Origin of the sequence: Pseudomonas sp. NFACC05-1 (assembly GCF_900100135.1) — a bacterium.
Lineage (GTDB): Bacteria > Pseudomonadota > Gammaproteobacteria > Pseudomonadales > Pseudomonadaceae > Aquipseudomonas > Aquipseudomonas fluorescens_Q.
In genome coordinates this window covers 32,934-59,449 of record NZ_FMTR01000014.1, presented here as the reverse complement: position 1 = coordinate 59,449, position 26,516 = coordinate 32,934, and the positions used below count along the sequence as shown (strand labels likewise).

The following is a 26,516-nucleotide window of genomic DNA, read 5'->3' as shown; positions in this document are numbered from 1 at the left end:
CGGCGAATATCTGAAATTTCCATCCGCAAATCATCCGTTACTGTTACCAGCAGGTAAATTCCCCGTGGGTATTGCTTTGCGATTACCTGCGGGTAATAATCCGAGGCATCTAAAAGGAGGCCCGACATGCGGACCAAAAATCCTCAACTTCTTGAGTGGTTGAAAACCGCCAGCGATGACGCAGTTGCCCTCACCGGCACTAGCCGTGCGTATTTGCGGTTGATTGCGTACGGCCACAAGACCGCGTCCGCTGAAATTGCGGCTCGTACTGAATCCGTAACCGGCGGCCGTGTAACACGGAAAGCGCTAAGACCTGATGACTGGCAACAAATTTGGCCAGAGCTCGCGGCCGCCTAAGCAGCGCTTGTTTCGATGAGCACATTGTCGAGGGTTGGCCAAGACAATGGCAGTGCGCCGGATTGGCTGTTCATTCATACAGTGCCAAATCGAAGGCATAAAAAAACCGCCTGGCAGGGCGGTTCTTTCAACAACTGGTAAAACACAGTGGGGCCATTATGAACATCAACACCGCTCCAGGCAATACCCGGCATGTCGCGACACTTTTGGTTCCATCTGAAAAGGTGTCGTGTAACACCATGTCGTCGCGCGAGATTGCCGAACTCACAGGCAGCAGTCACGACAACGTCTTGAAAACCATCCGTGCCTTAGTTGCAAAGGGTGTCGTTTCTTCAAACGACACCCCCTATGTCCACCCTCAGAACGGCCAGGTCTACCGTGAATTCCTGCTGACCCAGCGTGACACCTTGGTGGTGGTCTCGGGTTACAGCGTCGAGTTGCGCGCCAAGATCATCGACCGCTGGCAGGAGCTGGAGGCGCAGGTTGGACAGTTCTGTATCCCGGCCACCTACGCCGAGGCGCTGCAAGCTGCGGCGGATCAGGCCCGCGACAACCAGTCGTTGCGCCTGGTGATCCTGGACCAGGAACCCAAAGTAGCTGCCATAAAGCGCCTGGCCGCCGCCGGCGGGGCGATCTGCATCACTGACTCGGCCAAGCAGCTGCAGGTCCAGCCCTCCAAGTTGTTCGCCTGGCTGGAACAGCACCGCTGGATCTATCGGCGCAAGGGGTCCAGGCGCTGGGTCGCTTATCAGCCGCGCATAACCGCTGGCTACATGGTCCACAAGGTCACCGCCCTGAAGGCTGACCCAGAGACCGGCATCGAGCGCGCCGCGTTCGACCCCATGATCACCCCCAAAGGCCTTGCCTACTTGGCCGAAAAGAATATCGGAGCCTCGCTGTGAGCGTTCAAGCAATGTCATGGGCGCTGTCGCTGCCCGTTCAAACCCTGAAGGACTCCAGCGCCCGCCACGTGCTGTTATGCCTTGCCAACTATGCCGGCTCCAACGGTGCCGGGGCCTTCCCATCGGCTTCTACCCTGGCCCAGGACACTGGCTTGTCCGAGCGCACCGTGCGTTACAAGCTGGACGCCCTGGAAGAGTCGGGCCTGATCAAGAAGGGAAACCAGGCGATCGCCGCTGTGCACATCGATCGCCACGACCGGCGCCCGGTGGTCTATGACCTCCAGCTGATACGGGGTGCAGATCCTGCACCCCGTAATGAGCGGGGTGCAGATGACGCAACGGGGTGCAACTCACAACAGAACGGGGTGCAGCCTGAGACAGAACGGGGTGCAGAATCTGCACCCAATACGTCAATTAACCATCAAGTAACCGAACAGCAGCTGCAGCGCGAGGTTTCCGATCATGTCGATGAGCAGGATCGCCAAACGCTCGACGCTATCGCTCAACCAGCCGACTCCCGGCAACGCTTCTCCATGTTCGCCGAGTGGACCTACGAGCCCAAGCAACTGGAAAGTCAGCTCCACCTGATGGGCCTGAAGTTCGACGCCGTCACCGCCGAGACCGTCGGCTCGTTCAAGGGATTTTTCATCGCAAAAAGCGAAACCCGCGACTCGGCCGGTGGCTGGTGCTATCGCCTGGCCAAGTGGATCAAGCGTGACCGTGCGGTGAAGTCTGGCGAAGTGGTCGACGATATGGACGGTTCCGGTGACTGGACCGCCAAGGGGGTTCGCCTGTGAAAACCGCAATCCATGTCCGAGATCTGATCGCCACACGCCGTACTGACCCGACCTATCATCCCCCGGCGGATCCAGTCGTTGCTGAAGTCGACCCCGCAACGAAGGCCGTGATCGACGACCTTTTCCTACGGCTGCGTGGCGCGTGCGGCGCCTGGCGTCAATCCTGGCCAACCGAGGCGGTGATGAACTCCGCGAAGCTGGAGTGGCTGGGCGAGTTCATGCGGTCGGGCATCACCCGAATGGAGCAGATCGACCACGGAATGCGAGTGCTCAGCGCGAGTAGGGTTGCATTTGTCCCAGCGCCTGGCGTTTTTGTCAGCTGGTGTTTTGCGCCCGAAGGCCTGGGGTTACCCAGTGTCGAGAAGGCATACGCCCAGGGCCTGCGCAACTGCCACCCAGCGATGCGCACCTCGGCGAAGTGGATGCACCCGGCTGTCTACCACGCCACGGCAGCCGCCGGCTTCCACAGCCTTCCGCTGCTGTCCCGGGAACTGGGCCTTGCCAGCTTCGAGCGGCACTACCTGGCCCAGTGCCGGAAGATTTGGAAAGGCGAGGCGCTGGGACCGATCCCCGCCGCAGAGCTGGCAGCACCCCAAGCAAAGCGAACCCCTGAAATTGGCAACGAGGCCCTGGCCAAACTGCGCGCGATCCGCGCCGGAGCATCTCAATGAGCGCATTAGATACCCAAGTGGCCGGTGGTCATTACAAGTCACTGAAGATCCAGCCGATCGAATACATCCATGCCAACGGAATTCCTTTTGCTGAAGGCAGCGTGATCAAGTACGTGACGCGGTGGCGTGACAAGGGCGGCCTTGCTGATTTGGAGAAGGCGAAGCACTTCCTCGAACTGCTGATCGAGCTGGAGCAGCGTGCGAGGGGCCTGGAATGAAGGTTGCCTCTAAGAAACTCCGCGCCTCGGCCAACGGCCAGGACTGCGCCGTGCGTATGCCCGGCATCTGCAACCACAATCCGGAAACCACCGTCCTGGCACATTTGCCATGCGGGCAGAAGGGTATGGGCATGAAGGGCTTCGACACAGTCGCGGTCTACGCCTGCAGCGCTTGCCACGATGTCATCGACGGCCGGGCCGCCGGGGACGTTGAGTGGGCGGATATGCCGCGCGCCATTGCCGAAACCCACGAGGCGCTGATCAGTGCCGGGATACTGACCGTCGAGGGGGCCGCATGAAGGCGTTTGGGTTGAAGCCGAAGCGCGCCAAGTCCATCGACCGTGAAGGCTTGGAGCAGGCCGCGCTACTGAAGGAGGTCACTCTGCGTTACCCGGCTGCCGCGAAGCTGATCTACCACGTCCCGAACGGCGGACACCGCCACAAGCTGGTGGCGATCAAGCTGAAAGAGCAGGGCGTGAAGGCCGGGGTTCCTGACCTGGTGCTGCCCATGGCCCGCGGCGGGTACTTCGGGCTGTACATCGAGTTCAAGGCCATGCCGCCGTTCGACGCGGCCGTCTCTGCCAGCCAGGACGCCTACATCCAGGCGCTGACCGAGCAAGGCTATCTCGCCATCGTTTGCCGTGGGCACATCGACGCCCTGGAAGCGATCCGGGCCTATCTACTGCAACCACCAACGAGGGGCGCCGCATGACCACCGCCGTCGTATCACTCACCGAGCCCGAGATCCGCCGGCAGGCCGCCGACCAGGCGGTGACAACGCTACGTGACCCCCGTCACCCGGGCTTGTACATGCGGTTCGCTCAGGACCGCCAGCGGGGCACCTGGTATCTGGTCCATCGAAAGAAGTGGGAGCGCATCGCCGGCTACCCTGACTTGAACGCCAAGACGCTGCTCGGCGTGCTGCCCCAGATCCGCGCGCGACTCGCTGCCGATCCATCGGCCACCGCCGTTGAGGGTACTTTGAGCACCGTCGGCGAGTTGCTGACGTGGTTTGCAGATCGGCAGTCCCGTGACCGTAGCCTGTCCTCGAAGCGCCGGAAAACCGCTAAGTCAGCCATCAACTGTCACCTTCTCCCACGCCTGGCGGACATGCCGGTTGCTTCCGTTACGCGTTCCAGCCTGGACCAGGCCGTAATGTGGCCGCTTCAGGAGGTGCTGAGCCTGTCCTACGTGCGCCTGATGTGGGGCGTGTTGGTGGTTGCGTTCCAGCAGGCCTTCAAGCTGAAGATGATCGCCACCAATCCGATTGCCGGGTTCAAGTTCACGGACTTCACCAAGGCGAAAATCCAGCCTAAGACATCGCGACTGCGGTCCGTGCAGATCGAATCGATCCTTGGGCAACTGGCCGCCGGGTTCGATCATGATCCGGCGGGCTGCATGCTGGCGCTGATGATGCTCTGCCATGGCACAAGGGTAGGGGAGACGCGCCAGGCCCGTTGGGCTCACATCACCCTTGGCGAGGCCGGCGAGTGGTTCATGCCAGCCGAGAACACCAAAACCCGCTGTGAACATACCTTGCCCGTCACGCCACAGGTCGGGGCACTGCTGAAGCGGTACCGCGACTGCCAGTCCGCACGCGGCTATACCGGCGCCTATCTGTTCCCATCCAAAAATGGCCGCGCCATGACAGAGGGTCAGGCCTGCGCAGTGTTCGCCAGCCTGGGCCAGGGCGAGTGGACAAGCCACGACCTCCGGAAAGTTGCCCGAACAGCCTGGACGGATCTCGGCGTAGATTTCCTCATAGGCGAGATGCTTGTGAATCACACCCTGAGCAGGAACGTGCAGACCTATATCCACACATCGGCATCGGTGCTCAAGCGCGAAGCGTTGGAGAAGTGGCACGCATGGTTAGACGGGAATGGATTCGCCTCTATTCATGGGTGCATATGCGGTGGAAATGGAAATTCGCAGAACCCCGACGAGGCCTTGAGCGGCGCGGCCTCCAGACAAATCAAGAATCCGTAAAAGGCGAGGTTTAAAAGTGACTAAATCGACCATGAAGGTACAGTTCGGTAGCCGCGAAGTTCTCCTCGTCCAGGGTGAGAGGACCGCTGCAGGTCACCAGGTTTATGAGGTAGATGGTCAGCGTTGCTGGGCGAATGGCGTTATTGGGTTGATGGATCAGCGTGGAGATCCTGTTCCAGGCCTTGGCACCCGGGTGATCTTTTGTCCAGTCGAGCAGGTGCCGGCCAAATGAAGAAGTCCCACGGCCCAGCCTTCCGCGCGGCCCTACTAGACCTTGCCAAGTGCCCGGCATGCCGAGGCAAGGCGGTGATCAGTGGGGTATTCCATGAGCTGGCCTGCGTGCAGTGCAATGCCTCGGGCTGGGTCACCGCCGAAACCGGCGAGCCGTTGCCGTTGGAGGTGTTGGTGACGCAGTTGAGCATTCGCCTTCAGGCTGCTGAGCGACAGATCAAGCTGATGAGCCGCCCTGGGCCCACATCGTGCCCGTCGGCTCAGTATGAACAGAACAATCGCCGCGGCGCCGGCGGCACCAATTACACAGGGGATTGAGCCATGGCTATGTACAAAGACGTGATGGGCACCCTGGTGCGGGTGCTGGCAGCGGACAACATCGACAACAGCACCAAGCAGTCCTGGCAGAAGTTGATTGACGCAGACCTGCGCCAGGGTGGCACCGGCAGCACGCTGTCAGTGCGGGACAAGTTCGATTATGACTGCTGCCTGTATGCGCTGCTGCACCGCCAGCTTGAGCCGGCTCAGTGGGATGTGCTGGTGGCGAAGTACTCCACCCACAAGGCCAACAAGGTAGCCGCCATTGGCCGCCTGGTCGCTCGCATGGTTTCGCCGGCACCGCAGCTGTTCATCTATAAGGCTCTGACGGCCTGGGCCATACCGAAGCTGAAGGGTGTGCAGGTAGGCAAGCGCTCCACGGATATGATCGTGCTGCCAGCCGAGTTCTATGACATGAACACATGGGATCTGGCGGGTTCACCGGAGCGAACCCGACGCAACTGGCGAGGCGGAATCCACAAGCGTCTGGAGAAGCTCGAAGAGCAGGCTGTGATCCACGCGACCGAGATATTCGACAGTGAGCAAATCTTTGTAGATGCCGCTTGACCAGTTGGCCGACTGGCCGTAAATTAACCGCATCATGTCGATCTTGCGTGTCGTGATACTCCAGCGAACGCAACGACACACATAAAGCCCCGCCACTGAGCGGGGCTTTTTCGTTTTCGGCTCCTGCACACCCATCGTTCCAAACTGGGAGTGAGCCAGGAGCTGGATCTATTCGCTCCCCGAAAGGGAGGAAGCTGAGATGCCGAACATGCCAGACAAACCAGACACCTGGGCGATAGCGCTTGCGTGGTTGAGCCAGCATTCGCCAATCCTCTACGCCGCCTCGTTGTCCTGTGCAATGGCTGTCCTGCGGATCACCTATGGTGGCGGCACCCGCCGCCAGATGATCGTGGAAGGCGCGATCTGCGGCGGACTCGCCCTGACGATCATCAGTGGGCTTGAGTTCTTCTCGCTCCCACAGAGCATGGCTACCTTCGTTGGTGGCTGGGTTGGCTTCCTGGGTGTCGAGAAGATTCGTTCCATTGCCGACCGGGTCACAGACTTCAAGCTGCCAAGCCGCAAGCCAGAGTAATGGCCTGCAGTGGATGCGCCGCCCGGCGCGAATGGATCATTAAGATGAAGAGGCTTGCATATGAGCGAGCAGCTCAAATCCTTGGCAAACCTGTTGAGCCAGATACTGGCCGAGCAGGGGAGGCAGACCGCACTGCTGCAGCGGATGGCCGACCAACAGTTGATGTTGATCCAGGCAATGGCTGATGAGCCGGAAGATCCTGATGCGCTGCCGCTGACTTACATGGATGGCACCCCATGCCTCTAAGGCCAAAGAAGCCGTGCAACGCCCAAGGGTGCAATACGCTCACGCGCAATCCCCGATACTGCGACGAGCACGCTCATTTACTAAAGAGTGCGGCCCGTGCCAGGCCACGCGAGAGCAGCACCAAGCGCCACTACAACTACAAGTGGCAGCAGGCCAGGGCTGGCTGGCTGGCGAAGCACCCACTGTGCCGACACTGTACCGAACGCGGCTTGGTGGTCGTGGCCACGGATGTTGACCACATCATTCCCCACCGCAACGACATGGTTCTGTTCTGGGATAAGACCAACTGGCAGAGCCTGTGCGGCCCATGTCATTCGGCCAAGACGGCGGCTGAAGACGGTGGGTTCGGCAATGCGCGGCGCTGAAAAGCAGAACACCACCGAAAAAACAGCGAAATCCAGCCAAATGAGAGAGATTCGCGCTCATGGGGTGGGGGTGGGTCAAAAGTCCAGGCCCTTTGGCTTCTAGACCGCGCCCTCAGCCTTTCTTTCACGACCGCGAAATTAAAAAATCAGGAGTTGCGCGATGGGGGGCACCGCCACGGTCGCCGGCCGTGGTCGCAAACCCAAGCCGACGGCCCAGAAGAAACTCGCTGGGAACCCCGGTAAGCGGGCCTTGAACGAGGCCGAACCGCAGTTTTCAACGGTCACAAATATTGATCCGCCGGACTGGCTGAGCCCTCGGGCCGCGACCATGTGGCGGATGCTGATACCTGAATTATTGCGCGAGCATGTTGTTGCGCTCACTGATTTGCACAACGTCGAAGCGTTCTGCACCGCCTACGACAAGTGGCGAATGGCAGAAGAGGCGGTCCAGAAGTTCGGCATCGTGGTCGAGTCCGCTCAGGGCAGCCCCATGAAGAACCCGGCACTCACGGCGGCGAATGAATCGATGCGGCAACTGGTGACCTTCGGTTCGCTGCTGGGCCTGGATCCCTCCAGTCGCACCAGGATCATCGGCGGTAACAAGCAAACCTCAACCAATGAATTCGCCAAACTACTGAGTTCCTGATGACCAAAGCCGCGCACGCCAACGTTGACAAGGCGATGGCGTGGGCTCGGTCTGTTCTGCGCGGGAAAGTGCCAGCGTGCCGATACATCCACCAGGCGATTCAACGCCACTTCGATGATCTGGCCGCCAGCCGAAAGCGTGGTTTCCGCTTCAAGTTCGATCCCGCAAAAGCCGAGAAGAAGCTAAAGCTGATCCAGCTGCTGCCCCACACGAAGGGCGAGTGGGCATTCAAGCGCCAGTTGATAACGCTTGAGCCTTGGCAACTGTTCGGCCTGGCGGTGACGTTCGGTTGGGTCAAGAAGAAGGGCGGCCACCGCCGGTTCCGCGAGAGCTACTGGGAAGTGCCTCGCAAGAACGGGAAGTCTGTTGTCGCCGGCGGTGTGGGCATCAGCATGTTCGTGGCTGATGGTGAATTCGGCGCCGAGGTGTACGCAGGCGCGACAACGGAGAAGCAAGCCTGGGAAGTTTTCCGGCCTGCCAAGCTCATGGTCAGCAAGTCGCCAATGTTGGTCGAGGCGGCCGGCATCGAGGTCAACGCCTCGAACATGAATATTCCCGCGGACTTCAGTCGCTTCGAGCCCCTGATCGGCAACCCCGGTGACGGTGCGTCACCCAGCTGCGCCATAGTCGACGAGTATCACGAGCACCCGACCTCAGCCCAGTACGACACCATGCTCACCGGCATGGGCGCCCGTCGGCAGCCGCTGATGTTCATCATCACCACGGCCGGTGCCGACATCGAGGGCCCATGCTACGACAAGCGCCGTCAGGTTGTAGAAATGCTGGCTGGAACGGTGCCCGATGAGGAGCTCTTCGGATGGATCTGGACGCTGGATGAAGGCGACGACTGGACAGATCCGAAAATGCTGGCCAAGGCCAATCCCAATCATGGGGTTTCGGTGTTCCAAGAGTATCTGGAAAGCCAGCAGGCCCGGGCGATCCGTTCCGCGCGCTTTACCAACACGTTCAAAACGAAGCACCTGAATTTGTGGGTAAGCGCGAAGGCTGGCTTCTTCAACATGGAAGACTGGAAGGCGTGCGAAGACACCACGCTCACGCTCGAGCAATTCGAGGGGCAGGAGTGGAATGCCGGCTTCGACTTGGCGCGAAAGCTGGACATGAACTCTCGGGCGCGACTTTTCTGGCGTGTCATCGACGGAAAGACACATTACTACAGCGTGGCCCCCAAGTTCTGGGTGCCATACGACACCGTTTATCAAAGTGACAACAAACGCATGTCGGAGCGTTTTCAAGCTTGGATCAACTCTGGTCACCTGGAGGTGACCGACGGCGCAGAGATCGATTATCGGGAAATCCTCGAGGACACGAAGGAGGCTAATCATCATGCGCCACTGCGGGAGTCCCCAATCGATCCTCATGGGGCAACAGGTCTGAGCCACGATCTCGACGACGAAGGTTTCAACCCGATCACCATTACTCAGAACTACACAAACATGTCGGACCCCATGAAGGAACTAGAGGCGGCCATCACCGCAGGCCGGTTTCATCATGACGGTAACCCGATCATGACCTGGTGCATCGGTAACGTGATCGGAAAAAACCTGCCGGGTAACGATGACGTAGTCCGCCCGATTAAGCAGGGCGACGATAACAAGATAGATGGCGCGGTGGCGCTGATCATGACGATAGGCCGGGTACTCGCTAACGCGGACATCCAAGGCTCTGTCGACGACTTCCTCTCCAGACCAATGAGCATGTGATGGCAGACACCGACTACAGCATTGACCTGCGCACCCGCAGCCCCTTTTGGGCGCGCATGGCGAGCTTCTTCGTCGGCGGCCGCCTCGTTACACCAGAGAAGGGGTCGCAGACCGGGCCGGTGTCCGCGTCCGGAGTTGTAGGGGACTCGGTTGTCAACGATGAGCGATCGTTGCAGATATCAACGGTTTTCGCCTGCGTCCGATTAATTTCGAGTGTTACGGCCTGCATGCCCTTGGACGTATTTCAGACCAAGGGGGATGACCGAACGAAGGTGGGTTTGGACAATCCGTTGGCGCGCCTTCTGCGATACAGCCCGAATCAATACATGACGGCGTTCGATTTCCGCGTTTCGATGACCATGCAGCTTTGCTACTACGGCAACGCTTACGCCTTGATCGAGCGCAACAGCGTCGGCGACGTGATCAGCCTAGTTCCCCTTATGTCGGTAAACATGGATGTTCGACTCGAAGGGAAGCGAGTTGTCTACCGGTACCGCCGCGACAACGAATATGCCGACTTCAAGCAGAGTGAAATTTTCCACCTCAAGGGATTTGGCTTCAACGGCCTGGTTGGTCTTTCCCCTATCGCATTTGCCGCCAAGACCGCCGGGGTAGCAGTGGCGATGGAGGATCAGCAGCGCGATTTCTACGCGAATGGTGCGAAGTCTCCGCAGTTGCTGATGACAGGTGAGGGAAAGGTCCTCAACAAGGACCAGCGAGCCCAGGTCGAAGAAAACTTCAAGGAGATATCCGGCGGTCCAGTCAAGAAGCGACTGTGGATTCTGGAGGGTGGTTTCACGACGCAAGCCATTGGTGTGAGCCCGCAAGATGCGGAAACAATGGCTGCACGGAAGTTTCAAGTTAGCGAGCTTGCGAGATTCTTTGGTGTGCCGCCGCACTTGGTGGGCGACGTTGAAAAGTCCACAAGCTGGGGATCAGGCATTGAGCAGCAAAACCTCGGGTTTCTTCAGTACGCACTCGATCCGTACTTGGAGATTTGGGAAGGCTGCATTCTTCGCTGGCTTGTAAAGCCCCAAGACCTGGGCGTGATCCACGCCGAGCACAATCGCGACGGCCTGCTGAGTGGTGATTCCACCGCCCGGGCGAATTACATGAAGACTTTGGTAGACACCGGCCTTCTCACGATCAACGAGGGAAGGCGGGTGAACAACCGGCCTCCAGTGCCAGGCGGTGATGTTGCGACCCGTCAATCACAAAACGTACCGCTTACCCAACTCGGCCAAACGAACCCCAAACCCAGCGGGGTTTAGTTTTCTGGAGCTACCCAATGTCCAATATTCAAAAGACCTTGGCCTTTGATCAGGTCGAGATCAAGTTCGATTCGTCTGGAAAAACGGGGACGTTCGAGGGCTACGCGAGTGTCTTCGGCGTGGTCGACAGCGATGGCGACATCATCATGCCTGGGGCTTTCAAAAAAGCGCTATCAAGCCAAAGTCGTCAGGTTGGAATGTTCTTCAATCATCGAACCTGGGAGCTTCCGGTAGGCAAATGGCTGTCGCTGGAGGAGGACAGCAAGGGCCTGCTTACTCGCGGCGAATTGACCCCCGGGCTATCGATGTCTACCGATCTACGCGCCGCCATGGAGCACAAGACGGTTGAAGGGATGTCTGTCGGATTCACGGTCCTGAAGGACGGATTCGACCTGATCAGCACCGGGCGCGCCTTCAAAAATGTGCAAGCCCTGCGTGAGATCAGCATCTGCACCTTCCCTGCCAACGAGCAAGCTACCGTCGAGTCCATGAAAAGCCTGGAATCGATCACCACCATTCGCGACGTAGAGCACTGGCTGAGGGATTCGGCAGGTCTTTCTAAATCGCAAGCCCTGGGCTTCATCGCCCGGATCAAGTCCGCAGTTCGGAGCGATTCCGAAGGTGGCGAAATCACCGCGATTCTCAATCGCCTCAAAACCTTCCCAACTGTAGGAAACTAAAACATGTCCGAATTGGCCCAGATCCAAAAGGCAATCGAAGACGCGCAAACGAACATGACCCAACTGTTCGAGGCGCAGAAGAAGGAAATCTCCGAGACCGGCGCGATCAGCAAAAAGCTGCAAACCGATCTCCAGACTGTTCAAGAAGAGCTGACCAAGTCCGGAACCCGACTGTTCGACCTCGAGCAGAAGCTGTCCACCGGCAACCTGGATAACCCGGAAGCCAAAAAATCTTTCGCCGAGCAGACCGCGCTGGACCTGCAAAAGTCTTGGGATGGCAAGTCCTCCGGAAAAGTCGACGTCAAGAGCTTCAACAAGCAGCTCGGAAGTGGTGCTGGTTCCGCCGGCGCCCTGATTGAGCCTCAACGCAATGCCGGGATCTTGATGCCCGGCCTGCGCCGCCTGACCATCCGCGACCTGTTGGCTCAAGGCCGCATCAGTTCGAACTCCCTGGAGTATGTTCGCGAGAACGTCTTCACCAACAGCGCCGCGCCCGTAGCGGAAGGCACGCTGAAACCCGAGTCCAACCTGACGTTTACAAAGGAAACAGCGAACGTCAAAACCATCGCTCACTGGATCCAGGCTTCTCGCCAGGTCATGGACGATGCGCCGATGCTCGAGTCGTACGTGAACAATCGCCTTCTGTTCGGTCTGGCCTTGGTTGAAGAAGGTCAGTTGCTGAATGGCGACGGTACTGGCGACAACCTCACCGGGCTGAACAAGGTCGCAACCGCTTACGACGCGACCCTGAACGTCACCGGTGACACTCGTGCGGACAAGATCGCACACGCGATTTTCCAGACCAGCGAGTCCGAGTTTGAAGCCTCGGGCATCATCCTCAACCCTCGCGACTGGCACGCTATCGCACTGCTGAAGGATGCCGACGGCCGTTACATCTTCGGTGGTCCTGCGGCATTTGCTGCGAAGGTCATGTGGGGCTTGCCGGTCGTAGCTACCAAAGCTCAGGCGTTGGGCACCTTCACCGTAGGCGGCTTCGACCTGGCTTCCCAGGTCTGGGACCGCATGGATGCGACTGTTGAGGTTAGCCGCGAAGATCGTGACAACTTCGTCAAGAACATGTTGACCATCCTCTGTGAAGAGCGTCTGGCCCTGGCTCACTACCGGCCAACCGCGATCATTACCGGTCCTTTCGCCACCGCACCGTAACCGTAACCGAGGCCGGGGCAGGCAACTGCCCCGATTGCGCAATGATCAAGATTCGCGCGCTGCGCCAGTTTTCGCACTATCACGCCGGCAACTTCGATCAGTTCGAGGAAAGGTCGGTATCGGACGAGATCGCTCAAGCCTTGGTAGGCATGGAGTTGGCCGAAGAGGTCGAGCCGGCGGCGAAGTCCGCCGCCGAACCACCGAAAAAAACAGGCGGTAAAAAATGAGCATCCCCGTCACCGATCTACTGTCGATCGCTTTGATGCGCAAGCATCTGCGCGTCGACCATGAAGACGATGACGACCTGATCGAGCTCTACGCTGAGTCGGCCCTGGCTTGGGCGCTGTGGTATTGCGACAACCCGGCTCTTAAGTTGGTGGAGGACTTCCCTGCTTCTTTCAAATCAGCACTTTTGCTGTTGCTGGGGGAATCGTATGCGAATCGTGAAGCGGTTGTGGTCGGTACCACTGCCGCTGAACTCCATCCGGCCGTTGATTCGCTTCTATGGGCTTCAAGGAACTGGCGAGGCGTGCTGGATCCTGAGCCCGAGGAGACGCCATGAGAGCGGGCGATCTTCGTCATCGAGTCGAGCTGCAACGTGCGGCGTTCACGCAGGATCCAGTGAGTGGTGAAATGATCCCGAGCTGGGCCCGCGTGGCGGAAGTCTATGCATCAATTGAAGCACTGTCGGCTCGTGACTTCATTGCTGCTGCCGCGGCTCAGTCGAAAATAACAGCCCGGGTTGTTATTCGGCATCGAAACGATGTCGATGCGACTATGAGGATTCTTCATCGTACCAAAATCTACAAAATTGAAGGGGTTTTGGCGGATCCCAAAAGCGGGCTCGACTATCTGACGCTGCCCTGCAGCGAAGGGGTCAATGATGGCTGAGGTGATCGAGTTCAAGATTGGCGGCCTTGAGTCGCTGCTGGGGAAGTTTGACGCCATCAGCTACGACACCAGGCGCAAGGGCGGCCGGGCGGCGCTGAGGAAGGCCGCTCAGTTGGTCGCAGATGCGGCTCGGCAAAACGCCGCAGGCCTGAACGATCCGGAAACTTCCACCGAGATCGCCAAGAACATCGCGCTGCGCTGGAACAATCGCCTGTTCAAGCAGAGCGGCGATCTCGGTTTCCGTGTCGGGGTACTGGGCGGCGCGAAGCAGAAGAACAACTATCACACCCGCCGCGGGCGGGCCGGTGGCACTTTTGAAACTGGTGGCGACCAAAGCAACCCCGGCGGTGACACGTTTTACTGGCGGTTCCTGGAGTTCGGCACGGCGAGAATGGCCGCGAAGCCGTTCATGCGAAAGGCCCTGGCGGAAAACATCGAGGCGGCCACAGCCATGTTCGTGTCGGAGTTCGATAAGGCCCTGGACCGAGCGATCAAGCGTGCAGCCAAGAAGGCGGGCCCATGAAGTATCCACCAATTTTCCAAGTGGCTGCGGCCGACCCGGCAGTGACCGCGCTGCTCGGCGTGAATCCGACCAGGCTCTATCTGTTCGGCCTGGCCCCGGACAACCCCGCGGGCACGTATTGCGTCTGGCAGATCATCAACGGTTCGCCTGACAACTACCTGGCCGGCCGCCCGGACGTTGAGAGCCACACCCTGCAGATTGATGTCTACGCTGCCACCGCTGCCGAGGCACGCGCCGCGGGCCAGGCGGTGGAGTATGCCGTGGAGCTATCCGCCTCGGTGGCCAGCTACAACGGTGAAGACCGCGACACCGAAACAGGCCGATATCGCTACAGCTTCAGCGTGGACTGGATAGTCCGCCGATAACTAAACCCCAGAAACCAGCCCGCCGAGTGCGGGTTTTTTTATGCCCGACATTTGGAGAACGCCATGTCGATCCTTTCCCAAGGAACCCAGATCTACGCACTCGTGCCCACCATTGCGAATCCGGCCGTCTTCGAAATCCTTGAGATCGAATGCGCTACCGCTTTCAACCCCGGCGGCAATCCTGCTGACCAGATTGAAACCACGTGCCTGAGTAACAAGGTGCGGACCTATATGCGCGGTCTGCGCACCCCTGGCCAGGCATCGTTGACGCTGAATGCTGATCCGCGCAACGCATCCCACGTTCGCCTGCATCAGTTGTCCGAAGACGACAGCATCGAGAGCATCAGCTGGGCGGTTGGCTGGTCTGATGGCGTCGACATCGTGCCGACGGTCGGCGTCGATGGCACTGTCTCGTCCATCGAAATCACCTCCGGCGGTACTGGGTACACTAGCGCACCTACCGTGGCCTTGACTGGCGGCGGCGGCACCGGTGCTCTGGCCACGGCCAGCATCTCGGGCGGCGCAGTGACCGGCATCACGATTACCAACCCAGGGTCCGGTTATACCTCAGTTCCTACTGTTGCCTTTACCGGCGGCGCCGGTACCGGGGCAGCGGCCACTGCTGAGCTTGGCGATGGAGGGTTCAGCCTGCCAAACACTCGAACCTGGTTTGTTTTCGACGGGTACGTCTCTGACTTCCCGTTCGATTTTGCGGCGAATAGCGTGGTGACCACGGCAGCTTCCATCCAGCGTTCCGGCGGTTCGGCCTGGATCCGCAAGACAAGCGCTTAAGGGGGCTCGATGAAACTGACACTCGAAAGTCTCAAGTCGGTCGGCGCCTTCACCGGCCGACCGGTGGAGAAGGAAATCAAGTGGTCGCAGGGCGATGAAGAGCTCTCTGCCACCGTTTTCATCCGCCCGCTTGGCTATCAGGCAGCAATCAGCGATGTGACGGCTTTGAACGGCAAGCACGACAGCTTGGCCGGGCGCATAGCCGCAAGCGTGTGCGATGAAAACGGGGCAGCTATTTTCACCGTCGGCGATATCACCGGTGATGCGGATCCCCAGCGAGGGGCGCTGGACGGCCGCCTGACGGTGGCGCTGCTGGCCGCTATCTTCGAGGTGAACAACCTGGGAAAGACGACGAGCTCACCGGCCTTGAAGAGCTCTGGCACGAACTCGCCATCACCTTCGGCTGCACGATCGCGGAAGCGCAGGAGCGACTGAGCCTTCGCGAGTTCAATCGGTGGGCGAAGTATCGCAAGGAGCGCGGGTCTTTGAATGTTGGACTGCGAGTCGAGCGAAGCCTGGCAGTGTTGTCATCCATGTACGCGAACAGGATCACCAAGGACGGTGGTTTCAAGCCGGAGGATTTCATGCCTCATGCAGGTGAGCGCGTGCTAACGCTCGCCGAGGCGATGAAGGCCTGGGCTTAACGCTTCGCTGGGAAGTTTTGATATCCTCGCGCCACTATTACGTGAGGGATTACCTATGTGGAAGCTACTTGCCGTTGCTGTTCCGGCTCTCTTCATTGCTGGATGTGGGGAGCCAAAACTTGACGGAAGCTCGGAAGCCGCTTTGAAAAAGTCAGTGCAAGAAATCAATCAGAAGCTTCCGGCAGATAAAAAAAGTCAGTTCGAATCTGACCTCAAGCTGATAGCCCTTAGTGGGATGGATGTTCCCGCAATCATGAGGGGAGAAAAGAAGACGTCAGACCTAACGACAGGACTGCTGTCCAGCTTGGATGGAAAGACGGTCGATGAAGTTTCTTCAGTCGCAGCGGCCATTAGGATTGCGCGGGAGGCAAAGGAAAAAGAGCAAGCGATTATTGAGATCGAAGAGCTGAAAAAGAAGAAGGTTGATTCGGAGTTGGCAAAAAATGAACTCCAAAAATTCACTGTATCGAAATCCAGATTTTATCTTCAAGAAGAAAAGTATTCTTCACGCCCGAAGCCGATCATCGAAGTCACCGTAAAAAATGGGATGTCGGAGGCGGTTTCTCGTGCCTACTTCAAGGGCACCATCGCCTCGCCTGGGCGCTCAATTCCTTGGCTGGTGGAAGACTTCAATTACGAAATCAGTGGCGGTTTGGAACCCGGTGAAGAGCAGTCATGGACGTTGGCTCCAAATATGTTCAGCGATTGGGGAAAGGTGAACGCGCCAGCCGATGCAGTATTTACCGTAGAGGTCGTCCGTCTCGATGGTGCGGATAAAAAATCTATGTTTGGCTCAGGCCTGTTCACCGAAGAAAATCAAAAACGTCTCGATCTCCTGACGACAAAATATCAGGGGCAGTAAAATAATCAGAACCCGCTTCGGCGGGTTTTTTTATGCGTGGAGAACTGAATGTCCAGCAAATCACTCGGCACGTTAACGCTGGACTTGGTTGCAAAAATTGGTGCTTTCACCGGGCCGCTGGACAAGGCAAGTCGGGAGGCAAAAAAGCGCAACGAAGAAATCAGCAAGTCTTTTAGCAGCCTGGCAAAAGGCGTTGGCACAGCGATAGGCAGCATCCCCGCAGTTTTGACTGCTTTGGTGGTGCACTCGGCGAGTGTGGCGAAAGAAATATCTAACCAGTCAGCGCTGGCGGGGCTGGGGACCACCGATTTCCAGAAGTATGCGGCGGCAGCGAAAAGCGTCGGCGTTGAACAAGACAAGCTTTCCGACATTTTCAAAGACACCAACGATAAGCTCGGGGACTTCGCCAGTACCGGGGCTGGTGAGCTGAAAGACTTTTTCGAGAACATCGCACCGAAGGTTGGAGTCACCGCTGACAGCTTCAAAAAGTTGAACAGCAAGGACGCTCTGGCCCTCTACGTCACCAGTCTAGAGAAGGCAAACGTCAGTCAGCAGGAAATGACGTTCTACATGGAGTCCATAGCGGATGATTCCACGGCGCTGGTGCCTCTTCTGCGCAATGGTGGTAAGGCTTTTGATGAACTCGGCCAGGCAGCACTGAACGCTGGTGTGGTTATGGATGAGAGCACCATCGCAGCAGCAAAACAATTCGGCATCGAATTGCAAGGGATGGGGCAGTACATCACTGCTGGCAAGACTATGTTGGCAGCTGAGTTTCTTCCTGTATTGGCGCAGTTCTCAAAGGACATGAATCAGTCGGCCAAGGACGCCGGCGGCCTTAAAGGGGTTGTCGGTGATCTCGGTGACAAATTAGTCGAAACCTCAGCCTTCGTAATAAGCGCTGGCGATGGTGTTGTGCGCGTATTCGACATACTGGGTAATACGCTAGTGGGGCTTTACTCCACGGCGGTCGCCCGAATGTCGTCGCTTATGAGCAGTCTGGCCACGGGCCTTGCCGCCGTCACTATAGGGGATACCGCGGACCAGTTCATTGCTGATAGCGAGCGCTTGAGTAATGAGGCCGCCATGAATTTCAGTATCGCAGCCCAGGCGGCTGCGAGTATTGACGAAAGCCTCACGGCTCCGTTGGCGGGTGACAAATTCAAGCAATATGTACAGGACGCCAAAAAGGCAGCGGCAGAGGTTGCGGCAGCCACAAAGAGCGTAACCCCTGGCACCGGTACCGGCATTGACCCAGTTGCTCGCGAAAAGGCGAAGAAGGCTGCTCAAGAGGCTGAGGCTTCGGCGAAGAAAATCAACGATACCTTCAAGAGCTCGGAGACAGATCTTCAGCGTCAGATTGCCCTGATCAACACCTCGGCAGATGCTCAGAAGAAAGCGACAGAGATTGATAAACTTCGCTTCGAGATTGCATCCGGCAAGCTCGTCGGCATCAATGCTGATCAGCAAAAGCGCTTGGAGGGGCTGGCCAAGGAGCTAGATGCGCTCCAGAAACTCAAGCTTGCGAATGAAGAGGAAGCAAAGTCGGCTGCATTCCTGGCGAACCTGAAGGCAACGAATGCCACGACAAAATCAGGGTTTGACATGGAGTTGGCCGGGGCAGGGATGGGCGACAAAGCCCGGGATCGGCTCCAGCAGGACCTGGCGATTCAGCAGGACTACAACGAGCAGATGGCCGACCTGCAAAAGCAGCTGAACGCGGGGGATATTACGGCGGATCTGTACGCAACAGAGACCGGGATGCTCAAGGACGCGCTGGAAGAGCGCATGGAATTGCAGCACGAGTATTACGAAAGCCTCGACGCCGCCCAATCCAACTGGATGGATGGCGTCAATGAGGCCTGGGCCAACTTCGCGGATGCTGCTGAAGATTATTCACAGATGGCCGCGGATTTGACTTCGTCAGCCCTGGGCAGTGCGAGCAGCAATCTCGGCACTTTCTTTTCTGATGTCGCAACTGGGGCGGAGGATGCAGGTGACGCTCTGGGTGACATGATTGCCGGTTTTGGCAAATCGATGGTCAACGCCCTCTCTGACATGGCCGCACAGTGGCTGGTGTACCAGGCCGTCCAACTGATTGTTGGAAAGACCACGCAAAGCGCAGCGGGACTTGCCATGGTAGCCAACGCTCAGGCTACATCCGCACAGGCCGCGCTTGCCGCTTATGCATCCACTGCGGCCATTCCGATTGTTGGTCCAGCACTGGCACCAGGGGCTGCCCTGGCGGCCCAGACGGCAACCATTCCCATGGTCGCGGCAGTATCAAGCGCCGCGCTTGCCGGCATGGCCCACGATGGCATCGACGCGGTCCCAGAAACTGGCACCTGGCTTTTGGAGAAGGGGGAGCGGGTAACCACGGCAGAAACCAGCGCCAAGCTTGATCGCACCCTTGAGCGAATCAATTCCGGATCCGCTGGAGCCAGTTCGGGCGCTGCGGCGATCAGCATCAACGCCCCGATCACCGTCCAGGCTCAGAAGGGAATGAGCGATCAGGAAGCCCAGCAGCAAGGCGAATCAATGGGCCAGGCTTTCACCGCCGAGGTCATCCGCATCATTCAAGGTGAGACGTTGCAAGGCGGCGTTCTCTGGAGGCGTGTGTGATGGTTGAAACCTTCACTTACTGCACCCGGGTCGGTGCCGCCGGCGACATAGCGCAGCGAACCTGGGAGAACGAGTTCGGCGACGGATACGTCCAGGCCGGTGGGATCGGAATCAACACGAAGTCGCAATCCTGGGATATCAGTGCCGTAGGCCGTTTGGTCGCAGGCGATGACCTTTTGGGGATCCGTGATTTCCTTGATAGGCACGAAGGCTACAAATCGTTTCTCTGGACGCCGCCCGGCGGAGCCCAGGGCAGATACAGCGCCAACGGCTACAAGCTGACTGCTGGCGGCGCTGGAATTTTCACGTTGTCTGCCACCTTCAAACAGGTCTACAGGCCCTGATCCACCTCGACCACCGACCCCGCCAAGTGCGGGCTTTGTTGTTTCTGGAGCCCCATGAATTACAACAGCGATATCCAAAAGCTCGAGCCGGGCAACCAGATCCGGTTATTCGAGCTCGACGCCACGCGCCTGGGTGCGAACCTATGGCGGTTCCACGGCCATGCCCAGGAGGGCGACATCATCTGGCAGGGGCAGCTGTATTCCCCGATCCAGATCACGGCGAAGGGTTTCGACATCCGCGGCGATGGCCGGCCGGCATCCCCAACGCTGCAAATCGCCAACGAACTCGGCGGCGTGCGCGGGGCGATCACTGCGCTGTGCTTGCAGTTCCGCGACCTGGCCGGGGCAAAGTGCACCGTCATTGAAACCTTCCGGCACTACCTGGATGCGGCGAACTTCCCGGATGGAAACCCCACCGCCAGCAACCAGAGTAGGCGAAACCTCTGGTACATCGAGCAGAAGACTGAAGAAAGCTTCGACTCGGTGACGTTCTCGATGTCCAGCCCCACCGACATGGAGGGGCAGATGCTGCCGTCCCAGCAGATCACCAAGCTCTGCAGGTGGGCGTGCCGCGGTGGGTATCGGGGCGAGGCTTGTACCTACACCGGCACAGCGATGTTCACCAAGAAGAATGAGCCCACCGATAACCCGGCCCTGGACCAGTGCGGCGGGTGGTGGAGCAGCTGCAAGCTCCGGGCGAATACGCGGCGGTTTGGCGGCTCCATGGGCGCCAGCCTTATCGCAAGTTCGAGGTAACCATGCGCATCAATCAAAAATTGCAGGACGAGATCCGCGCCCATGCGGAGCGTGCCTACCCGGGCGAAGCGTGCGGCTTGCTGATCAAGTCCGATGCCGGCCGCCAGTACGTGCCGTGTGCCAACCGGGCAAAGTCGGAGCGGGAGAACTTCCAGATCGATGAGCGGGACCAGGCCGCGGCCGAGGACCTGGGCGAAGTGCTGGCGATCATCCACAGTCACCCGGACAAGGCGCCCACGCCGAGCATGGCCGATCGGGTGAGCTGTGAACTGCATGAGTTGCCCTGGGGCATCGTTTGTTGGCCGGGCGGTGAGTTCGCATGGTTCAAGCCGACGGGCTTCCAGGCGCCGCTGCTTGGCCGGGACTTCTCCCACGGCCTGCTGGACTGCTGGGGCGCTTGCCGCGATTGGTACGCCCGCGAGGCCGGCCTGCAGCTGCCGAACTTCGAACGCCAGGATCTGTGGTGGGAGGATGAGACCGGCCCAAGCCTGTATGAGGACAACTTCAAGGCCACCGGTTTCTACCAGGTAGAGACGGCGCAGCGCGGCGACATGCTGGTGCTTCAGGTGCCGACCCCTGGCCGGCCGTGCTTCCATCCGAACCACGCTGCCATCTACCTGGGCGATGACCCTTCGATAACCAGCGAAGCGGCCCCAGCCTTGGGCGGATCTGGTCCGTTCATCTACCACCACATGCCCGGGCGCCTGGCTGCCCGGGAGGTCTACGGCTGGTCGATGGCGAACCGGGTGAAATTGATCTTGCGCCACAAGGATTACCGGCCATGACAATGACAACGATCAAGCTGGGCGGCGTGCTGGGTAAGCGCTTCGGCCGTCAGTACCGGCTGGACCTGCACGGGTTCCGGGATGCGATGAACGCGCTGTGTGTGATGAAGCCTGGCTTCGAGAAATTCCTGCGCACCTCCGAGGAACGGGGCCTGGTGTTCGCGGTGTTTATCGATGAACGCAACATTGGCGAGCAGGAGCTGGACCTCAAAGGCGCCGGTGCCGAGGTCATCCGCATCATGCCCATCATCCAGGGCAGCAAGTCGGCGGGCATCTTCCAGACGATTCTGGGAGTGGCGCTGATCGTGGCCGGCCTCTTCACCGGCGGCACGACCACCGGCCTTGGCATGGGCTTGCTCGTCGCCGGCGCTGGCGTCGTGATGGGCGGCGTGGTGCAGATGCTGTCACCCACCACGAAAGCCAACACGGCGGACAAGAACGAAGACGGCAACAACCCAAGTTATGGCTTCGGTTCTGCCGTGACGACCATCGCCCAGGGCAACCCATACCCCCTGCTTTATGGGGAGCGGGAGATCGGCGGCGCCGTCGAATCCGGGGGGATCTACACCCAGGACAACATCTGATTTTTCGGAAACACCCAACCCGCTTCGGCGGGTTTTTGCATTTTTGGAGGAGCGCATGAGCGCAGTTGCGAAGAAGGCCAGGGCTGTCAGGGGGGCAAAGGGCGGCCAATCGAAACCGAAGCAACCTAGCATCGCTTCCAATAGCGTTCCATCCCTGGCCACGGCCAGGTTGGTCTACATCTGGAGTTGGGGCCCCATCGCGGGTCCAGTTGATGGGCTGCGCTCCGTGCGTCTCGACGGAACCCCTATTCAGGCCCAGGACGGCACTATCAACTATCCAGGCGTGAAATGGCAGTTCCGTTCCGGCGAGCTGAACCAAGAGCGCCTGACGGGCGTCACTGAGTCGAGCAACGAAATTGCCGTTGGCCAGGAGCTGCGCACCAACACTCCATGGCTGCACAGCATCAACAACTCAATGATCGATGCGGCCCGCTTGCGCTTCAGTTGGCCCACGCTGCAGCGCCAGGACGCGAGCGGCAACATCAACGGCGTCCGGATTGAGTACGCCGTGGATGTCTCGACCGACAACGGTCCCTACTTCACGGTGCTGACGTCGTTTGTCGACCGCAAGAACGTCACGAAGTATGAACGTTCTCACCGAATCGAGTTACCTGATGGCAACCAGTGGACGATCCGCGCCCGACGCCTGACGCCCGAGGCCAACAGTTCGCTGGTACAGGACAGCATGTTCGTCGAAGCAGTGGCCGAGCTAGTCGACAGCGACCAGGAGTACCCGCTGACGTCGGTAGGCTGCGTCGAGTACGACGCCCAGCAGTTCGGCGGCGATATCGCCAAGATTGCCGTGTTGATGCGCGGACGCATCGTGCGTGTCCCAACCAACTACAACCCGGAAACCCGGACCTATGCCACTGCTGGCGCCGGTACCAGCGGCGGGATCTGGGACGGCACCTTCAAGGAGGCGTACACCAATAATCCCGCCTGGGTTTTCTATGACTTGGTGCTGCACCCGTACTACGGCCTGGGCGAGCGCATCGACGCGACCATGGTGGACCGTTGGTCCCTGTATCGAATCGCGCAGTACTGCGACCAGATGGTCCCGGATGGGAAAGGCGGCCAGGAGCCGCGGTTCACCTGCAACCTGTATTTCCAGAAGCAGGCCGAGGCCTACGCAGTGCTGCAGGACCTGGCGTCGATCTTCCACGGCATGGCCTACTGGGACGGCAGCCAGATCGTCGTCAACGCAGACATGCCTGGCGACCCAGCATTCAGCTACAGCCCATCGCAGATCCTCAACAATGGCGCCATCAAGTACGACGGCACCCGCTGGCGCGACCGCCATACGGCCGCGATGGTGGCCTGGGACAACCCGGACCAGGGTTACGAGACCGACAAGGAGCCGGTTTTCGACAACGAGGCGCTGAGCGAGCTTGGCTCCGTGCGTGAGCTGAGCGTCGAGGCGTTCGGCTGCACCTCCCTGGGCCAGGCTCAACGTGCCGGCCAGTGGGCACTGATGACCGAGCAGTTGCAAACCCGGGGTGCTACGTTCCGGGTCGGCCTGGACGGTGGAATCCCAAAGCCCGGACAGATCATTGCCGTGGGCGATCCGATGCTTGCCGGCCGGGCGAATGGTGGGCGTGTCTCGTCTGTCGCCGGCAAGGTCGTGACGCTCGACCGTGACGTGACCATCCCGACCGGCGCGCGCCTATACCTCAACCTGCCCAGCGGCAAGTCTGAGGCCCGAGTCATCAGCTCGGTGGCTGGCCGGGCCGTAACCGTGGCGGCGAACTATAGCGAAGTGCCCGAGCCTGAGTGCGGCTGGGTGATCGACTTCGACGATCTGAAGGTCATGCAGTTCTACGTTCGCAACGTCACGCGGCCGGAGTGGCACCAGTATCAACTGGAGGTTATCCAGCACGAGCCGAGCAAATTCGACTTCATCGACAACGGCGCCGTGGTTGACCCTCGGCCTATCACGGGTATTCCAGTCGGCACGCAGGACGCGCCGGCCCGGGTGCTGATCAGCCAGCACGTGGTCATCGAGCAGGGCATCGCTGTCACGGCCATGACTATCGCCTGGGATGCGGCACCAGGTGCTGTAGGTTATGACGTCGAATGGCGTTGGGGCGCCAGGGAGTGGATCAAGGTGCCGCGGACTGGCGAGCTGCTGGTGGACGTTCGCGGCATCTACTCCGGGCAATATATGGCTCGGGTGCGAGCCGTCAGCGCCATGAACGTTTCCTCCATCCCGACCACCTCGGCACTGACCGACCTGGAAGGGAAGACCGGGCTGCCGCCGGCGGTTTCGTTCCTGACGGCAACGTCGCTGCTGTTCGGCATCGGCCTCAAGTGGGGATTCCCCGCTGGCGCCGAGGATACCCAGCGGACAGAGATCTGGTACGGCCCAGCCAACGCCCTGGAGAACGCCACCAAGCTGGCCGACCTGGCTTACCCTCAGAGCGACTACAGCTTGCAAAGCCTGTTGGCTGGTGCGTCGTTCTTCTTCTGGGCGCGCCTGGTGGACCGCACCGGGAACATTGGGCCGTGGTACCCAGTCGGCAATGGTGTGCTGGGCCAGGCCAGTTCGGAGGCTGGGCCAATCCTCGACCTGATCGCCGGGCAGATTGGAGAAACCGAACTCAGCGAAGAGCTGAGGGGTGAAATCGACAAGATTCCAGGCCTCCAGGCCCAGATCGATGCGCTCGACGACATCCTGCTCTACGACCCCGCCAAGACCTATGTCAAAAACGACATCGTTCGCCAGGGACAGCGCTTGTACCAGGCTCTAGGACCGGTACCGATCAACACGGCACCGCCGAACACCACCTACTGGCTGGATGTAGGCCAGTCGGTAGAGACGGCCAACGGCCTGGCTCAGCAGGTAGCGACCAATACCGCTGATATCACCGAGATCGACGGTGTTGTCACGGCCCAGGCCACAGCCTTTGAGGCGTTGCGGGCGTCGTACCGCGATGACAATGGGGAAGGTGAGCTGGCCGATGCCCTCAAGGGGTGGACCAGCACTGCGGCAATCGCTCAGGAAACCAGCGTTCGGGCTTCCGAGAATGAGGCGACAGCCACCAGGCTGACAACCTTTGATGCCCAGATTGGTCAGAACGCGGCGAACCTCACCACGCTCGAGCAGGTGGTGGCCACGAACGACTCGGCGACCTCGACGAAGATCGACCAGCTGACTGCAACGGTCGGCTCGAATACCGCAGCCATTCAGCAGACGGCCACGGCCTACGCGGATACCAGCGGCAAGCTGAACACCATGTGGTCGGTGAAGATGCAGCTGACCGCCGACGGCAAGTACGTTGCCGCAGGCATTGGCCTTGGCATCGAGAACACCGCTGCCGGCCTACAAAGCCAGTTCTTGGTCAGTGCTGACCGATTCGCCATCGTCAACACCATCGCCGGCGGCGCCATCTCGGTTCCGTTCGCGGTTCAGGGCGGCCAGGTGTTCATGAACTCGGCCTTCATCCAGGACGGCAGCATCACGATGCTGAAGATCGGCCAGTACCTGCAATCAGACAACTATGTTGCCGGCTCGCAGGGCTGGCGCCTGGATAAGGCCGGGAATCTGGAGTTCAACGGACCGGCCCCGGGTGGTGGTCGCCTGACCATGACCAACCGTGCAATCAAGGTCTACGACGAGAACGGCGTCAAGCGGGTGCAACTTGGAGATCTCTCAGCATGACTTATGGGTTGGAAATCCGAGACGAGAATGGAAACGTAATTCTCGATCCTTCGTCGTTCACGATGCGGGTTGTTTATAGCGGTGTAGTCACTGGAAGTAACGCCAAGACTTACCAGACAATCTCAGTACCCGGTTTAACCACGACGAACGGGGCGGCGTTCGTCGTCCCAATCGGGGCATGGAACGATGCTGTAGACAGACAACTTGAAACTGAGGTTATCTCAGGCGCAGTTAGGGTCTATAGCTATATAAGGGGTTCACCCTATGAACAGTATAGCAGCACAACTAGTTCAACTATGCGTCTAATTGTAATAAGGTTCTCATAATGTCATATGGATTAGAGTTTACCAATGACAGCAATGTTGTGACCGTAGATTCCGAATTCACAAGACTCGTTGTATTGGCGAAAGGGACTTATCATCCAACTCAAGAGTCTGGACTTGGATCGGTCACATCATTTCCACGTACAATTACTAGCCAAGAGCCGCCGCTTGTTTTTGTACGTCCCGCGGGAAGCACTGGTATCGCAGGGTTGTGTTTGATGCGGGTGATTGGATCGCCGGGCGCTTGGACGGGATTCTATGTCAGGGCATACAACGCACTCACACTACAGCCGAACGGCTCTTATTTTGCCTGTGGATTTTCTGCAACTGCCCTGGCTTCTTACGGAATGCGATTATGGGATGGTAGTTCGAAGTTGTTGTTCGATAGCGGAACACCTTATGCCAGGTTTACCAGAGCATTCCAGAATTGGACTTACGTTAAAAACGATTCCACTGATCAAGGGCAGTCGCGGAACTATTATCGGGTTGCATTCAATTTTCCGGTTGGTGAATATATGCTGATAAATACTTTCAGCATGCCGATGCTCGCATATGAGCCCTACGATAGACAACTGTATTGCTGGTGGGATTTTTCGGGGGGTAATCTTTATGCGATAGTAATTGGCCCTCCAGGTTATAATCCAATAGCCTTCTTCCTGCCCGCAGTATTCGCCAAACTCTAAAGGACAACT

The 26,516-nt window shown here is 59.0% G+C and carries 33 protein-coding genes and 2 pseudogenes; all 35 read left to right on the top strand.

Going from position 1 to position 26,516, the window contains the following annotated elements; all coding sequences use genetic code 11:
* Positions 1 to 126 precede the first annotated feature (126 nt).
* The 35 genes and pseudogenes from BLO97_RS19895 (at position 127) to BLO97_RS19720 (ending at position 26,507) form a co-directional block, all read left to right on the top strand.
* A complete protein-coding gene (locus tag BLO97_RS19895) occupies positions 127 to 357 on the top strand; it encodes a transcriptional regulator (RefSeq protein ID WP_092176481.1) in 231 nt (76 codons plus the stop codon).
* A 239-nt stretch (positions 358 to 596) separates the two neighbouring features.
* A complete protein-coding gene (locus BLO97_RS19890) occupies positions 597 to 1,259 on the top strand; it encodes a Rha family transcriptional regulator (RefSeq protein WP_175489855.1) in 663 nt (220 codons plus the stop codon).
* Between the two features lie 11 nt (positions 1,260 to 1,270).
* Positions 1,271 to 2,056 (top strand): helix-turn-helix domain-containing protein, encoded by a 786-nt coding sequence (locus BLO97_RS19885; RefSeq protein ID WP_092347567.1) that lies wholly within the window; start codon positions 1,271 to 1,273, stop codon positions 2,054 to 2,056.
* Complete coding sequence (locus BLO97_RS19880; protein WP_092347564.1) at positions 2,053 to 2,727, top strand: replication protein P; 675 nt, start codon at positions 2,053 to 2,055, stop codon at positions 2,725 to 2,727. The genes BLO97_RS19885 and BLO97_RS19880 overlap by 4 nt, the downstream gene beginning before the upstream one ends.
* On the top strand, positions 2,724 to 2,945 hold the full coding sequence (locus BLO97_RS19875) for a DUF3310 domain-containing protein (RefSeq protein ID WP_092347561.1): 222 nt from the start codon (positions 2,724 to 2,726) through the stop codon (positions 2,943 to 2,945). Before BLO97_RS19880 ends, BLO97_RS19875 begins: the two co-directional genes overlap by 4 nt.
* Positions 2,942 to 3,244, top strand: coding sequence for a nuclease domain-containing protein (locus tag BLO97_RS19870; RefSeq protein ID WP_092347558.1), 303 nt, complete (start codon positions 2,942 to 2,944; stop codon positions 3,242 to 3,244). The genes BLO97_RS19875 and BLO97_RS19870 overlap by 4 nt, the downstream gene beginning before the upstream one ends.
* Positions 3,241 to 3,657, top strand: coding sequence for a VRR-NUC domain-containing protein (locus BLO97_RS19865; protein ID WP_092347555.1), 417 nt, complete (start codon positions 3,241 to 3,243; stop codon positions 3,655 to 3,657). The genes BLO97_RS19870 and BLO97_RS19865 overlap by 4 nt, the downstream gene beginning before the upstream one ends.
* Positions 3,654 to 4,931, top strand: coding sequence for a tyrosine-type recombinase/integrase (locus BLO97_RS19860; protein WP_092347552.1), 1,278 nt, complete (start codon positions 3,654 to 3,656; stop codon positions 4,929 to 4,931). The genes BLO97_RS19865 and BLO97_RS19860 overlap by 4 nt, the downstream gene beginning before the upstream one ends.
* Before the next feature lie 228 nt (positions 4,932 to 5,159).
* On the top strand, positions 5,160 to 5,480 hold the full coding sequence (locus BLO97_RS19850; RefSeq protein ID WP_092347546.1) for a hypothetical protein: 321 nt from the start codon (positions 5,160 to 5,162) through the stop codon (positions 5,478 to 5,480).
* Positions 5,481 to 5,483: 3 nt separating this feature from the next.
* A complete protein-coding gene (locus tag BLO97_RS19845; RefSeq protein ID WP_092347543.1) occupies positions 5,484 to 6,047 on the top strand; it encodes a hypothetical protein in 564 nt (187 codons plus the stop codon).
* Between the two features lie 199 nt (positions 6,048 to 6,246).
* Positions 6,247 to 6,579, top strand: coding sequence for a phage holin, lambda family (locus BLO97_RS19840; RefSeq protein ID WP_092176527.1), 333 nt, complete (start codon positions 6,247 to 6,249; stop codon positions 6,577 to 6,579).
* A gap of 60 nt (positions 6,580 to 6,639) precedes the next feature.
* Positions 6,640 to 6,825, top strand: a complete 186-nt coding sequence (locus tag BLO97_RS19835) for a hypothetical protein (protein WP_092256602.1) — start codon at positions 6,640 to 6,642, stop codon at positions 6,823 to 6,825.
* Positions 6,816 to 7,190, top strand: coding sequence for an HNH endonuclease signature motif containing protein (locus tag BLO97_RS19830; RefSeq protein ID WP_092176537.1), 375 nt, complete (start codon positions 6,816 to 6,818; stop codon positions 7,188 to 7,190). Before BLO97_RS19835 ends, BLO97_RS19830 begins: the two co-directional genes overlap by 10 nt.
* 160 nt (positions 7,191 to 7,350) lie before the next feature.
* Positions 7,351 to 7,836, top strand: a complete 486-nt coding sequence (locus BLO97_RS19825; protein ID WP_092347540.1) for a phage terminase small subunit P27 family — start codon at positions 7,351 to 7,353, stop codon at positions 7,834 to 7,836.
* Positions 7,836 to 9,557, top strand: coding sequence for a terminase large subunit (locus BLO97_RS19820; protein WP_092347537.1), 1,722 nt, complete (start codon positions 7,836 to 7,838; stop codon positions 9,555 to 9,557). The genes BLO97_RS19825 and BLO97_RS19820 overlap by 1 nt, the downstream gene beginning before the upstream one ends.
* Positions 9,557 to 10,828, top strand: coding sequence for a phage portal protein (locus BLO97_RS19815; RefSeq protein WP_092347534.1), 1,272 nt, complete (start codon positions 9,557 to 9,559; stop codon positions 10,826 to 10,828). Before BLO97_RS19820 ends, BLO97_RS19815 begins: the two co-directional genes overlap by 1 nt.
* Before the next feature lie 17 nt (positions 10,829 to 10,845).
* Positions 10,846 to 11,508: an HK97 family phage prohead protease gene (locus tag BLO97_RS19810; RefSeq protein ID WP_092347531.1), complete on the top strand. Its 663-nt coding sequence runs from the start codon at positions 10,846 to 10,848 to the stop codon at positions 11,506 to 11,508.
* A 3-nt stretch (positions 11,509 to 11,511) separates the two neighbouring features.
* Positions 11,512 to 12,675, top strand: coding sequence for a phage major capsid protein (locus BLO97_RS19805; protein WP_092347528.1), 1,164 nt, complete (start codon positions 11,512 to 11,514; stop codon positions 12,673 to 12,675).
* A 41-nt stretch (positions 12,676 to 12,716) separates the two neighbouring features.
* The gene (locus tag BLO97_RS19800) at positions 12,717 to 12,902 is read left to right on the top strand and encodes a hypothetical protein (RefSeq protein WP_092347525.1); all 186 of its coding nucleotides are present in this window, start codon (positions 12,717 to 12,719) and stop codon (positions 12,900 to 12,902) included.
* The gene (locus BLO97_RS19795; protein ID WP_092347522.1) at positions 12,899 to 13,237 is read left to right on the top strand and encodes a head-tail connector protein; all 339 of its coding nucleotides are present in this window, start codon (positions 12,899 to 12,901) and stop codon (positions 13,235 to 13,237) included. Before BLO97_RS19800 ends, BLO97_RS19795 begins: the two co-directional genes overlap by 4 nt.
* A complete protein-coding gene (locus BLO97_RS19790) occupies positions 13,234 to 13,566 on the top strand; it encodes a phage head closure protein (RefSeq protein ID WP_092347519.1) in 333 nt (110 codons plus the stop codon). Before BLO97_RS19795 ends, BLO97_RS19790 begins: the two co-directional genes overlap by 4 nt.
* Complete coding sequence (locus BLO97_RS19785) at positions 13,559 to 14,089, top strand: HK97-gp10 family putative phage morphogenesis protein (protein ID WP_092347681.1); 531 nt, start codon at positions 13,559 to 13,561, stop codon at positions 14,087 to 14,089. Before BLO97_RS19790 ends, BLO97_RS19785 begins: the two co-directional genes overlap by 8 nt.
* On the top strand, positions 14,086 to 14,454 hold the full coding sequence (locus BLO97_RS19780; protein ID WP_092347516.1) for a tail completion protein gp17: 369 nt from the start codon (positions 14,086 to 14,088) through the stop codon (positions 14,452 to 14,454). Before BLO97_RS19785 ends, BLO97_RS19780 begins: the two co-directional genes overlap by 4 nt.
* Before the next feature lie 63 nt (positions 14,455 to 14,517).
* Positions 14,518 to 14,862 (top strand): annotated as a pseudogene (locus BLO97_RS32005) (phage tail tube protein); the annotation flags it as partial.
* 231 nt (positions 14,863 to 15,093) lie between these two features.
* Positions 15,094 to 15,246: pseudogene (locus BLO97_RS32380) on the top strand (phage tail tube protein); the annotation flags it as partial.
* 9 nt (positions 15,247 to 15,255) lie between these two features.
* On the top strand, positions 15,256 to 15,681 hold the full coding sequence (locus BLO97_RS19770) for a phage tail assembly chaperone family protein, TAC (RefSeq protein ID WP_092177120.1): 426 nt from the start codon (positions 15,256 to 15,258) through the stop codon (positions 15,679 to 15,681).
* Positions 15,682 to 15,731: 50 nt separating this feature from the next.
* Positions 15,732 to 15,890 carry a hypothetical protein gene (locus BLO97_RS19765; RefSeq protein WP_256572113.1) on the top strand — a complete coding sequence of 53 codons (159 nt, stop codon included), beginning with the start codon at positions 15,732 to 15,734 and terminating at the stop codon, positions 15,888 to 15,890.
* A gap of 55 nt (positions 15,891 to 15,945) precedes the next feature.
* Entirely contained in the window at positions 15,946 to 16,752 is an 807-nt protein-coding gene (locus BLO97_RS19760; RefSeq protein WP_092177125.1) for a DUF6694 family lipoprotein, read from the top strand.
* Between the two features lie 48 nt (positions 16,753 to 16,800).
* Complete coding sequence (locus BLO97_RS19755; RefSeq protein WP_092347507.1) at positions 16,801 to 19,374, top strand: phage tail tape measure protein; 2,574 nt, start codon at positions 16,801 to 16,803, stop codon at positions 19,372 to 19,374.
* Positions 19,374 to 19,718 (top strand): phage tail protein, encoded by a 345-nt coding sequence (locus tag BLO97_RS19750; RefSeq protein WP_092256640.1) that lies wholly within the window; start codon positions 19,374 to 19,376, stop codon positions 19,716 to 19,718. The genes BLO97_RS19755 and BLO97_RS19750 overlap by 1 nt, the downstream gene beginning before the upstream one ends.
* 54 nt (positions 19,719 to 19,772) lie before the next feature.
* On the top strand, positions 19,773 to 20,474 hold the full coding sequence (locus BLO97_RS19745) for a phage minor tail protein L (RefSeq protein ID WP_092347504.1): 702 nt from the start codon (positions 19,773 to 19,775) through the stop codon (positions 20,472 to 20,474).
* Positions 20,475 to 20,476: 2 nt separating this feature from the next.
* Positions 20,477 to 21,259 carry a C40 family peptidase gene (locus BLO97_RS19740; protein WP_092347501.1) on the top strand — a complete coding sequence of 261 codons (783 nt, stop codon included), beginning with the start codon at positions 20,477 to 20,479 and terminating at the stop codon, positions 21,257 to 21,259.
* The gene (locus BLO97_RS19735; protein ID WP_092347498.1) at positions 21,256 to 21,843 is read left to right on the top strand and encodes a tail assembly protein; all 588 of its coding nucleotides are present in this window, start codon (positions 21,256 to 21,258) and stop codon (positions 21,841 to 21,843) included. Before BLO97_RS19740 ends, BLO97_RS19735 begins: the two co-directional genes overlap by 4 nt.
* Before the next feature lie 55 nt (positions 21,844 to 21,898).
* Positions 21,899 to 25,501 (top strand): TipJ family phage tail tip protein, encoded by a 3,603-nt coding sequence (locus tag BLO97_RS19730; protein WP_092347495.1) that lies wholly within the window; start codon positions 21,899 to 21,901, stop codon positions 25,499 to 25,501.
* A 325-nt stretch (positions 25,502 to 25,826) separates the two neighbouring features.
* Positions 25,827 to 26,507 (top strand): hypothetical protein, encoded by a 681-nt coding sequence (locus BLO97_RS19720; RefSeq protein ID WP_092347489.1) that lies wholly within the window; start codon positions 25,827 to 25,829, stop codon positions 26,505 to 26,507.
* The last annotated feature ends 9 nt before the right edge of the window (positions 26,508 to 26,516 follow it).

Bases quoted from the DNA above. Each gene is read 5' to 3' on its own strand.
- BLO97_RS19895 (WP_092176481.1), top strand. From the start codon at position 127: ATGCGGACCAAAAATCCTCAACTTCTTGAGTGGTTGAAAACCGCCAGC.
- BLO97_RS19890 (WP_175489855.1), top strand. From the start codon at position 597: ATGTCGTCGCGCGAGATTGCCGAACTCACAGGCAGCAGTCACGACAAC.
- BLO97_RS19885 (WP_092347567.1), top strand. From the start codon at position 1,271: ATGTCATGGGCGCTGTCGCTGCCCGTTCAAACCCTGAAGGACTCCAGC.
- BLO97_RS19875 (WP_092347561.1), top strand. From the start codon at position 2,724: ATGAGCGCATTAGATACCCAAGTGGCCGGTGGTCATTACAAGTCACTG.
- BLO97_RS19870 (WP_092347558.1), top strand. From the start codon at position 2,942: ATGAAGGTTGCCTCTAAGAAACTCCGCGCCTCGGCCAACGGCCAGGAC.
- BLO97_RS19865 (WP_092347555.1), top strand. From the start codon at position 3,241: ATGAAGGCGTTTGGGTTGAAGCCGAAGCGCGCCAAGTCCATCGACCGT.
- BLO97_RS19860 (WP_092347552.1), top strand. From the start codon at position 3,654: ATGACCACCGCCGTCGTATCACTCACCGAGCCCGAGATCCGCCGGCAG.
- BLO97_RS19850 (WP_092347546.1), top strand. From the start codon at position 5,160: ATGAAGAAGTCCCACGGCCCAGCCTTCCGCGCGGCCCTACTAGACCTT.
- BLO97_RS19845 (WP_092347543.1), top strand. From the start codon at position 5,484: ATGGCTATGTACAAAGACGTGATGGGCACCCTGGTGCGGGTGCTGGCA.
- BLO97_RS19840 (WP_092176527.1), top strand. From the start codon at position 6,247: ATGCCGAACATGCCAGACAAACCAGACACCTGGGCGATAGCGCTTGCG.
- BLO97_RS19835 (WP_092256602.1), top strand. From the start codon at position 6,640: ATGAGCGAGCAGCTCAAATCCTTGGCAAACCTGTTGAGCCAGATACTG.
- BLO97_RS19830 (WP_092176537.1), top strand. From the start codon at position 6,816: ATGCCTCTAAGGCCAAAGAAGCCGTGCAACGCCCAAGGGTGCAATACG.
- BLO97_RS19825 (WP_092347540.1), top strand. From the start codon at position 7,351: ATGGGGGGCACCGCCACGGTCGCCGGCCGTGGTCGCAAACCCAAGCCG.
- BLO97_RS19820 (WP_092347537.1), top strand. From the start codon at position 7,836: ATGACCAAAGCCGCGCACGCCAACGTTGACAAGGCGATGGCGTGGGCT.
- BLO97_RS19815 (WP_092347534.1), top strand. From the start codon at position 9,557: ATGGCAGACACCGACTACAGCATTGACCTGCGCACCCGCAGCCCCTTT.
- BLO97_RS19810 (WP_092347531.1), top strand. From the start codon at position 10,846: ATGTCCAATATTCAAAAGACCTTGGCCTTTGATCAGGTCGAGATCAAG.
- BLO97_RS19805 (WP_092347528.1), top strand. From the start codon at position 11,512: ATGTCCGAATTGGCCCAGATCCAAAAGGCAATCGAAGACGCGCAAACG.
- BLO97_RS19800 (WP_092347525.1), top strand. From the start codon at position 12,717: ATGATCAAGATTCGCGCGCTGCGCCAGTTTTCGCACTATCACGCCGGC.
- BLO97_RS19795 (WP_092347522.1), top strand. From the start codon at position 12,899: ATGAGCATCCCCGTCACCGATCTACTGTCGATCGCTTTGATGCGCAAG.
- BLO97_RS19790 (WP_092347519.1), top strand. From the start codon at position 13,234: ATGAGAGCGGGCGATCTTCGTCATCGAGTCGAGCTGCAACGTGCGGCG.
- BLO97_RS19785 (WP_092347681.1), top strand. From the start codon at position 13,559: ATGGCTGAGGTGATCGAGTTCAAGATTGGCGGCCTTGAGTCGCTGCTG.
- BLO97_RS19780 (WP_092347516.1), top strand. From the start codon at position 14,086: ATGAAGTATCCACCAATTTTCCAAGTGGCTGCGGCCGACCCGGCAGTG.
- BLO97_RS19770 (WP_092177120.1), top strand. From the start codon at position 15,256: ATGAAACTGACACTCGAAAGTCTCAAGTCGGTCGGCGCCTTCACCGGC.
- BLO97_RS19760 (WP_092177125.1), top strand. From the start codon at position 15,946: ATGTGGAAGCTACTTGCCGTTGCTGTTCCGGCTCTCTTCATTGCTGGA.
- BLO97_RS19755 (WP_092347507.1), top strand. From the start codon at position 16,801: ATGTCCAGCAAATCACTCGGCACGTTAACGCTGGACTTGGTTGCAAAA.
- BLO97_RS19750 (WP_092256640.1), top strand. From the start codon at position 19,374: ATGGTTGAAACCTTCACTTACTGCACCCGGGTCGGTGCCGCCGGCGAC.
- BLO97_RS19745 (WP_092347504.1), top strand. From the start codon at position 19,773: ATGAATTACAACAGCGATATCCAAAAGCTCGAGCCGGGCAACCAGATC.
- BLO97_RS19740 (WP_092347501.1), top strand. From the start codon at position 20,477: ATGCGCATCAATCAAAAATTGCAGGACGAGATCCGCGCCCATGCGGAG.
- BLO97_RS19735 (WP_092347498.1), top strand. From the start codon at position 21,256: ATGACAATGACAACGATCAAGCTGGGCGGCGTGCTGGGTAAGCGCTTC.
- BLO97_RS19730 (WP_092347495.1), top strand. From the start codon at position 21,899: ATGAGCGCAGTTGCGAAGAAGGCCAGGGCTGTCAGGGGGGCAAAGGGC.
- BLO97_RS19720 (WP_092347489.1), top strand. From the start codon at position 25,827: ATGTCATATGGATTAGAGTTTACCAATGACAGCAATGTTGTGACCGTA.